This window comes from Roseiarcus sp. (genome assembly GCF_052145395.1).
Classification (GTDB): domain Bacteria; phylum Pseudomonadota; class Alphaproteobacteria; order Rhizobiales; family Beijerinckiaceae; genus Roseiarcus.
Genome location: NZ_JBKQOT010000652.1, coordinates 1 through 7,545 on the forward strand (window position 1 = coordinate 1; position 7,545 = coordinate 7,545).

General features: G+C 69.9%; 7 protein-coding genes. All 7 read left to right on the forward strand.

Going from position 1 to position 7,545, the window contains the following annotated elements; translation table 11 throughout:
* On the forward strand, nucleotides 1-1,364 hold a 1,364-nt coding region (gene ilvD, locus ACLP25_RS22495; protein WP_442471368.1), incomplete at its 5' end, for a dihydroxy-acid dehydratase.
* 6 nt (nucleotides 1,365-1,370) lie between these two features.
* Nucleotides 1,371-2,750 (forward strand): ATP-binding protein, encoded by a 1,380-nt coding sequence (locus ACLP25_RS22500; RefSeq protein ID WP_442471369.1) that lies wholly within the window; start codon nucleotides 1,371-1,373, stop codon nucleotides 2,748-2,750.
* Nucleotides 2,751-2,836: 86 nt separating this feature from the next.
* Nucleotides 2,837-3,325: a hypothetical protein gene (locus ACLP25_RS22505; protein ID WP_442471370.1), complete on the forward strand. Its 489-nt coding sequence runs from the start codon at nucleotides 2,837-2,839 to the stop codon at nucleotides 3,323-3,325.
* A gap of 99 nt (nucleotides 3,326-3,424) precedes the next feature.
* The gene (gene ccmI, locus ACLP25_RS22510) at nucleotides 3,425-4,531 is read left to right on the forward strand and encodes a c-type cytochrome biogenesis protein CcmI (protein WP_442471371.1); all 1,107 of its coding nucleotides are present in this window, start codon (nucleotides 3,425-3,427) and stop codon (nucleotides 4,529-4,531) included.
* Nucleotides 4,528-4,983 (forward strand): cytochrome c maturation protein CcmE, encoded by a 456-nt coding sequence (gene ccmE, locus ACLP25_RS22515; RefSeq protein ID WP_442471372.1) that lies wholly within the window; start codon nucleotides 4,528-4,530, stop codon nucleotides 4,981-4,983. Before ccmI ends, ccmE begins: the two co-directional genes overlap by 4 nt.
* Nucleotides 4,980-6,959: a heme lyase CcmF/NrfE family subunit gene (locus ACLP25_RS22520; protein ID WP_442471373.1), complete on the forward strand. Its 1,980-nt coding sequence runs from the start codon at nucleotides 4,980-4,982 to the stop codon at nucleotides 6,957-6,959. Before ccmE ends, ACLP25_RS22520 begins: the two co-directional genes overlap by 4 nt.
* 239 nt (nucleotides 6,960-7,198) lie before the next feature.
* The coding region (locus ACLP25_RS22525; protein WP_442471374.1) for a cytochrome c-type biogenesis protein at nucleotides 7,199-7,545 on the forward strand (347 nt) is incomplete at its 3' end.

Consider the following 7,545-nt stretch of genomic DNA (forward strand, 5'->3'; position numbering starts at 1 on the left):
GCGCCGTGGACCTGATCGATGCCATGGTGATGGCGGCCGACCCCAAGGTCAGCGACGCCGACACCGACGAGCTGGAGCGCTCCGCCTGCCCCACCTGCGGGTCGTGCTCCGGCATGTTCACCGCCAATTCGATGAATTGCCTTACGGAAGCGCTCGGCCTCTCCCTGCCCGGCAACGGCACGATCGTGGCGACTCACGCCGACCGTCGGCGCCTCTTCGTCGAAGCCGGCCACCTCGTCGTCGACCTCGCGCGCCGCTACTACGAGGAAAACGACGAGGGCGTGCTGCCGCGGTCCATCGCCAGCTTCAAGGCGTTCGAGAACGCGATGACCCTCGACATTTCCATGGGCGGTTCGACCAATACCGTGCTGCACCTCCTCGCCGCCGCGCACGAGGCCGAGATCGATTTCACCATGGCGGACATCGACCGCCTGTCGCGCCGCGCGCCGGTTTTGTGCAAGGTCGCGCCGTCCGTCGCCGACGTCCATGTTGAGGACGTCCACCGGGCTGGCGGCATCATGGGGATTTTGGGCGAGCTCGACCGGGCGGGGCTCATGAACCGCGACGTCCGCATGGTGCATGCCGAATCGCTCGAGCACGCCCTTTCCCGCCACGACATCAAGCGCACGGCGAGCAAGGCTGAGCGCGAATTCTATTGCGCCGCGCCGGGCGGCGTGCCGACGCAGGTCGCCTTCAGCCAGTCGGCGCGCTACCCGTCCCTCGACGAGGACCGCGAGAAGGGCGTCATCCGCGACGCCGCGCACGCGTTCCTGAAGGATGGCGGGCTTGGGGTGCTCAAGGGCAACATCGCCCTCGACGGGTGCATCGTGAAGACTGCCGGCGTCGACGAGAGCGTCTTGAAATTCGCCGGCCCGGCGCGCATCTTCGAGAGTCAGGACGACGCGGTGCAGGGAATTTTGAGCGGCAAAGTCGTCGCCGGCGACGTCGTGGTGATCCGCTACGAGGGTCCGCGCGGAGGGCCGGGCATGCAGGAGATGCTCTATCCGACGAGCTACCTGAAGTCACGCGGGCTCGGCAAGGCGTGCGCGCTCATCACCGATGGCCGTTTCTCCGGCGGCACGTCGGGCCTTTCTATCGGCCATGTCTCGCCGGAAGCGGCCGAAGGCGGCGCGATCGGCCTCGTCGAGGAGGGCGACCGGATCGACATCGACATCCCGGCGCGCTCGATCCGGCTCATCGTCGACGACGCGACGCTCGGCAGGCGCCGCACGGCGATGGAGGCCAAAGGCAAGGCCGCCTGGAAGCCGGCGAAGCCCCGCGTGCGAAAGGTCTCGCAGGCGCTGCGGGCCTACGCGGCTTTCGCAACCAGCGCCGCACGCGGCGCCGTGCGCGAGGTCCCGTGATCCCCAATGGCGGTCCGGTTCGGCGCGCGTTCGATCGCCGCGCGGCTCTTCCTGTCGGCGGCGTTCTGGAGCACGCTCATCCTGGCCCTGGCGGGCTTGGGGCTCAGCGCGCTCAACGCCCGTTGGACGGAAGCGAATTTTGACGACGAGCTCGGAGTCTATCTGAAGGCGCTCGTCGCCAACCTGCCCGTCTCCGGCGAAGAGACCAAGGGGGGCGCGCCGGCTGCGATCGCGCCGCAATTCGAGCTCGCCTTCTCCGGCTGGTACTGGCAGACCACCCGCCTTGACGCCAACCCCCCGGACATCAAGGCGTCGAAGTCGCTGTTCGCGACGCAGCTTCCCCATCTCGTCGCGGTTTCTCCCGACCATGGCGAGATCCTGAGCGGCTACGTCATCGGACCAGGCGGACATGAACTGCGCATGGTCGAGCGCGAAATCGACGCCGGCGAGGAGGGTCGCTATCTCGTTCAGGTCGCCGCCAACGCCGACGTCATCCAGGCGCAGGAGCGCAGCTTCGAATGGGCGCTGGCCGGAACCTTTCTGACGCTCGCGCTGGCGCTGATCGGCTCGACGGCGCTCGCGGTTCGATACGGCCTTCGCCCCCTGAGGGTGCTGCGCGAAGGCGTCGCCGCGATCCGGCGCGGCGAGGCTCAGCATGTCGACGGCGAGTTTCCTCAGGACGTGGCGCCGCTCGCGGCCGAGGTCAACCAGCTCATCGACTCCAACCGGGAGATCGTCGAACGGGCGCGCACCCAGGTCGGCAACCTCGCCCACGCGCTGAAAACGCCGCTCAGCGTTCTGATCAACGAAGCGGACCTGAAAAGTCCCAACCTGGCGGAGAAGGTCCGCGAGCAGACCGAGGTCATGCGCCGGCAGGTGACTTTCTATCTCGACCGGGCGCGGGCCGCCGCGCGGGCGCGAACCGCCGGCCGCGCGACCGAGGTGAAACCGGTAGTCGAGGGACTGGTTCGCGCCTTCGAGAAGCTGCACGCCGAGCGCGGCCTCGCCTTTTCAGCGAACCTGCAGGACGGTCTGAAGTTTCGCGGCGAAGCGCAGGACCTGACCGACCTGATCGGCAATCTTCTCGACAACGCCGGGAAATGGGCGCGCGAGACGGTCACGATTCGCGCCCGGCGCGCCCCGCCCCCGGGCAAGGACGCTCCCGCATTCCTGATCGCAGAGATCGACGACGACGGTCCGGGCCTTGATCGGGCCGCCCGGGCGGAAGCGCTCGAGCGCGGCAAAAAGCTCGACGAATCGCGGCCGGGGTCCGGACTGGGGCTCTCGATCGTCGCCGAGCTGGCGTCGGTCTATGGAGGCTCGCTGCAGCTCGACGACAGTCCGCTCGGGGGCTTGAGGGCGATCCTTCGTCTGCCCTGCGTGTGAGACGTCCGGTCGCGGGCCCCGGCGATGGCTTTCGCCGCGCGCGCCGCTATAAGGTCGGCTGGCGCCTTACGGGGGTTATGAGGACGATGAAGGGTCGACTGTTCCTGATCGCGGCGCTGACGGCGCCGGCGCTCGCCGGCTGTGGCGGTTTCGGGTTCGGCGACAACGCGCCTTCCGCCCCGATCCCCGCCGCCCCGCTCGCCGCCGCGCCGTCGCAGACGACCTCGGTCGCGCCGGCGCCGCCTGCGGCAGCGTCGCCTCCGCCGTCCATCGCGCCGCCGCCTGCCGTTCCTGCCGGCGCTGCGCTCGGCGGCGTTCTCGGCGGCCCAATCGGCGCCGAGCTTACCGACGCCGACCGGCAGGCGGCCTGGCAGGCGCAGATCGCGGCGCTCGATTCGGGCAAGCCCCGCTCCTGGCGCGGCGCGCACGGCGTCTTCGGCTCCGTCGAGCCGGGCGCCGAGACGGGCGCGGGGTGCCGCGCCTATGCGCAGACGATCTACGTCGCCGGACGGCCCAACCGCGGGCGGGGCGTCGCGTGCAAGCAGCCGGACGGCGGCTGGAAGATGACGAGCTAGAACAGCCGCTCGAGAGTTTTTTGCAAGACCGCGAGCGCGTTTTGCGTTAACGGAGCCGCGCTTTGACGCGGTCCCGCCGGGACCGCCCCGAGGGTATCCATGGTGTGGTTTGTCTTGGCGGGATTGGCCGCTGTTGCGGTCCTCGCCGCGATATGGCCGCTTCTGCGCGCGTCCGACGGCAAGGGAGACGAGGGCCCGGCCTCGAGCGAGACCGCGTTCTACAGGGCGCAACTCGAGGAGATCCAGCGCGACGTCGACCGCGGCCAGTTGCCGCAGGACGAAGCGACGGCCGCGCGCGCCGAAGCCGCCCGGCGCCTGATTGCCGCCGGCTCAACGGCCTCCCGACCGGCGGCCGCCGGGCGCGGCCGCAACCGGCTCGCGGCGGCGGCGCTCGTCGTGATCGGCGTTCCCGCGATCGCGTTTCCGCTCTACGCGCTCCTCGGCCAGCCGCAGATGCGTGACGAGCCGCTCGCGAGCCGCGAACCCGCCGCTCATGCCGCAGCCGACATCGAGGCGGCGGTCGCCGGCGTCGAGAAGCACCTGATCGCGGAGCCTGACGACGGCAAGGGCTGGGCCGTTCTGGCGCCGGTCTACATGCGGCTCGAGCGCTACGAAGACGCGGCGCACGCCTTTTCCGAGTCGTTAAGGCTGCTCGGCGAGGACCCTGCTCGCCGGTCGGCCTACGGCGAGGCGCTGGTCGCCGGGGCCGGCGGCGTCGTGACTGACAAGGCGCGGGAGGCGTTCGCCAAGGCGCTCGCGGGCGAGCCCAAGCAGCCGCAGGCCCGGTTCTATCTTGCGCTCGCCGCCGAGCAGGACGGCAAGACAGCCGACGCCGTCCGCGCCTATGAGGGGCTCGCCGCCGACGCGCCGCCGGACGCGCCCTGGCTCGGCGCGGTCAAATCTCGCCTCGCCGCGCTCAAAGGCGGGCCGCAAGCCGCGACAGCGGACGCGGGGCCGGCGCTCGGCTCGCCCGAGCAGAAGGCGATGATCGAAGGCATGGTGAGCCGCCTCGCCGACCGCCTTGCGACAAATGGCGGCAGCCTCGACGAATGGGCGCGCCTTATTCGCGCCTATACGGTCCTGCATCAGGCCGACAAGGCCAAGGCGGCGCTCGCCGACGCCCGCAAGGCGCTCGCGCCCGACGCCGACGCAGTCGCGAGCCTCGACGCGCTCGCCCGCGACCTCGGCCTCGGAGACGCGAATTGACCCGGAAAAGCCGCCGCCTCGCGCTCATCGCCGCCGCGCTCGCGGTGATCGGCTGCGCCGTCGGCCTCGGCCTCTATGCGATGAAGGACAGTCTTGCGCTGTTCCTGACCCCGGCGGAAATGGCCGAGAAGGGCCTCAAGCCGGGGACGCGGCTCCGGCTCGGCGGACTGGTCGAGACGGGCTCGGTCGCGCGCGCCGACGACCACATGACCTTCAACGTGACCGACGGGACGAAAAGCGTCGGGGTCGACTGCCTCGGCGCCTGCTTCGGCAATGTTCCGGACCTTTTCCGCGAGGGCCAGGGCGTCGTCGTCGAAGGCGTGCTAAGTAATGAGGGCCGGCTCGGCGCCGACCAGATCCTCGCCAAGCACGACGAGCGCTACATGCCGCGCGAAGTCGTCGAATCCTTGAAGAAGCAGGGCCGCTGGCAGGTAGGAGCGAACGCCCGATGATCGTCGAGATCGGTCATTTCGCCCTCGTCCTTGCGCTCGCCGCCGCGCTCGCGCAGACCATCGTTCCTGCGTGGGGCGCCCGGCTCGGCGCCCCCGACCTGATGGCGGTCGGCCGCAGCGCGGCGCTGACCCAGTTCGCCTGCGTGGCGATCGCCTTCGCAGCGCTCGTCAACGCCCATCTCACCTCGGATTTCTCCGTCCTCAACGTCGCCGAGAACTCGCACAGCGCGGCGCCGGCGATCTACAAGATCACTGGCGTCTGGGGCAACCACGAGGGCTCGATGCTCTTGTGGGTGCTGATTCTCGCGATCTTCGGCGCGCTCGTCGCCCTTTTCGGCCGCTCCCTACCCCGAACGCTCCGGGCCAACGCGCTCGCCGTGCAGGGCCTGATCAGCGTCGCCTTCCTCCTTTTTATCCTGCTCACCTCGAACCCGTTTGAGCGGCTTCAGCCGACCCCGTTCGAGGGGCGCGACCTCAACCCGATTCTGCAGGACCCGGGCCTCGCCATTCATCCGCCGCTTCTCTATCTCGGCTATGTCGGCTTCTCGATCGTCTATTCCTTCGCCGCCGCGGCGATGATCGAGGGTCGGATCGACGCGGCCTGGGCGCGCTTCGTCCGGCCCTTCGCCCTCGTCGCCTGGGGGTTCCTCACCATCGGCATCGCCGCCGGCTCCTTCTGGGCCTATTACACGCTGGGCTGGGGCGGCTTCTGGTTCTGGGACCCGGTCGAGAACGCTTCGCTCATGCCGTGGCTTGCCGGAACCGCCTTCATCCATTCGGTCGCGGTGATGGAGAAGCGCGACGCCCTCAAAGTCTGGACGATCTTCCTCGCCATCCTCGCCTTTTCGTTCTCCCTGCTCGGGACCTTCCTTGTGCGCTCGGGCGTGCTGACCTCGGTGCACGCCTTCGCCAGCGACCCGCGCCGCGGCGTGTTCATCCTCGCCATTCTCGCGCTCTTCATCTTCGGCTCGTTCGCTTTGTTCGCCTGGCGGGCGCCGATGCTGAAGCAGGGCGGTCTGTTTGCGCCCATCTCGCGCGAGGGCGCGCTGGTCATGAACAACCTCTTGCTCACCACGTCCTGCGCGACCGTGTTCTTCGGCACGCTCTATCCGCTCGCCCTCGAACAGCTCACCGGCGAGAAGATCACGGTCGGCGCGCCGTTCTTCAACATGACCTGCGGCGTCCTCATGCTCGCCGCCGCCGCCCTGGCCCCCATCGGCTTCTCGCTCGCCTGGAAGCGCGGCGACCTTCTCGGCGTGATCCAAAGGCTGGCCGTCGCCATCGTCGCGGGCGCGCTCACCGCGGTCGTCGGCGCGGCTTGGCTTCATGGCGGGTCAGTCCTGGCCCCGATCGCGGCGGGCTTCGCGATGTTCGTCATCCTCGGCTCGCTGATCGAAGTCGTCCTGCGCGCCTGGCGGCCGGGGCTTTCGGCGGGCATGGCGCTTCGGCGCGCGGCCGGGCTGCCGCTGTCGTTCTGGGGCGCGGCGCTCGCCCATATCGGCGTCGGCGTGACGCTGCTCGGGCTTGCTGGCGTCGGCTTCGGCGCCGAGGCGATCACGACCTTGCACAGAGGCGTCCCGCAGGCGGTCGGCCCCTATGCGGTCACGCTCGATTCGATCGGAGAGCGGGTCGGGCCGAACTACAAGGAGGTGGTGACCACGTTGACGGTCCGCTCCGGCGACCGGGTGGTGGCGACGATCGCGCCCGCGCGTCGCGCGTTCGCCGCCCGCACGATGACCACGACCGAAGCGGGCATGGCGACCCTCGCCTTCGGCCAGATTTACGTGTCGATCGCGGATCCCGCCCCCGATGGCGCCGTCCCGGCCCGCCTCTACTGGAAACCGCTCGTCACTCTCATCTGGCTCGGCGGCTGCGCCATGGCGCTTGGCGGCGTCCTGTCCCTCGCCGACCGCCGCCTCCGTTTCGGGGTCGCGCAAAGGTCCCGCGCGGCCATGGCGGCGGCGGGGGCGCAGTGAAGCCAATGCGCCGGCTGAGACAAGAGCAATTTGCGATGGGGTCGATTCGGCCCGAAAGTCACCAGTCCTGCGACGAGCGTTCGCCGCCCCCCTTGTGGGGGAGGCCGGGAGGAGGGTCGCGCCGACTTTTCCTGGTCGTGATCATCCGAAGTCGCATCGCTCGATGGGTGACGCAAGCGTGGCGCGGTCGGCGCGACCCCCCACCCTGTCCCGCCCCCACAAGGGGGGCGGGGACGCTGATGCTGCTCGTCCTCATCGCGGTCCTCGCCACGCCCGGGTTCGCGGTGCAGCCGGACGAGGTGATGAAGGACCCCGCGCTCGAGTCCCGCGCCCGGGCGCTTTCGGGCGAACTGCGCTGCATGGTCTGCCAGAACCAGTCGATCGACGATTCCGAGGCGCCGCTGGCGCGCGACATCCGCCTCCTCATTCGCCAGCGCATCGCCGAGGGCGAGAGCAACGAAGCGGTGCGCGCCTATCTCGTGTCGCGCTACGGCGACTTCATCCTGCTGAAGCCGCCGCTGAAGCCCGAGACTCTGCTGCTGTGGCTCGCGGCCCCCCTGACGCTCGCCGCCGGCCTCGCTGCCGT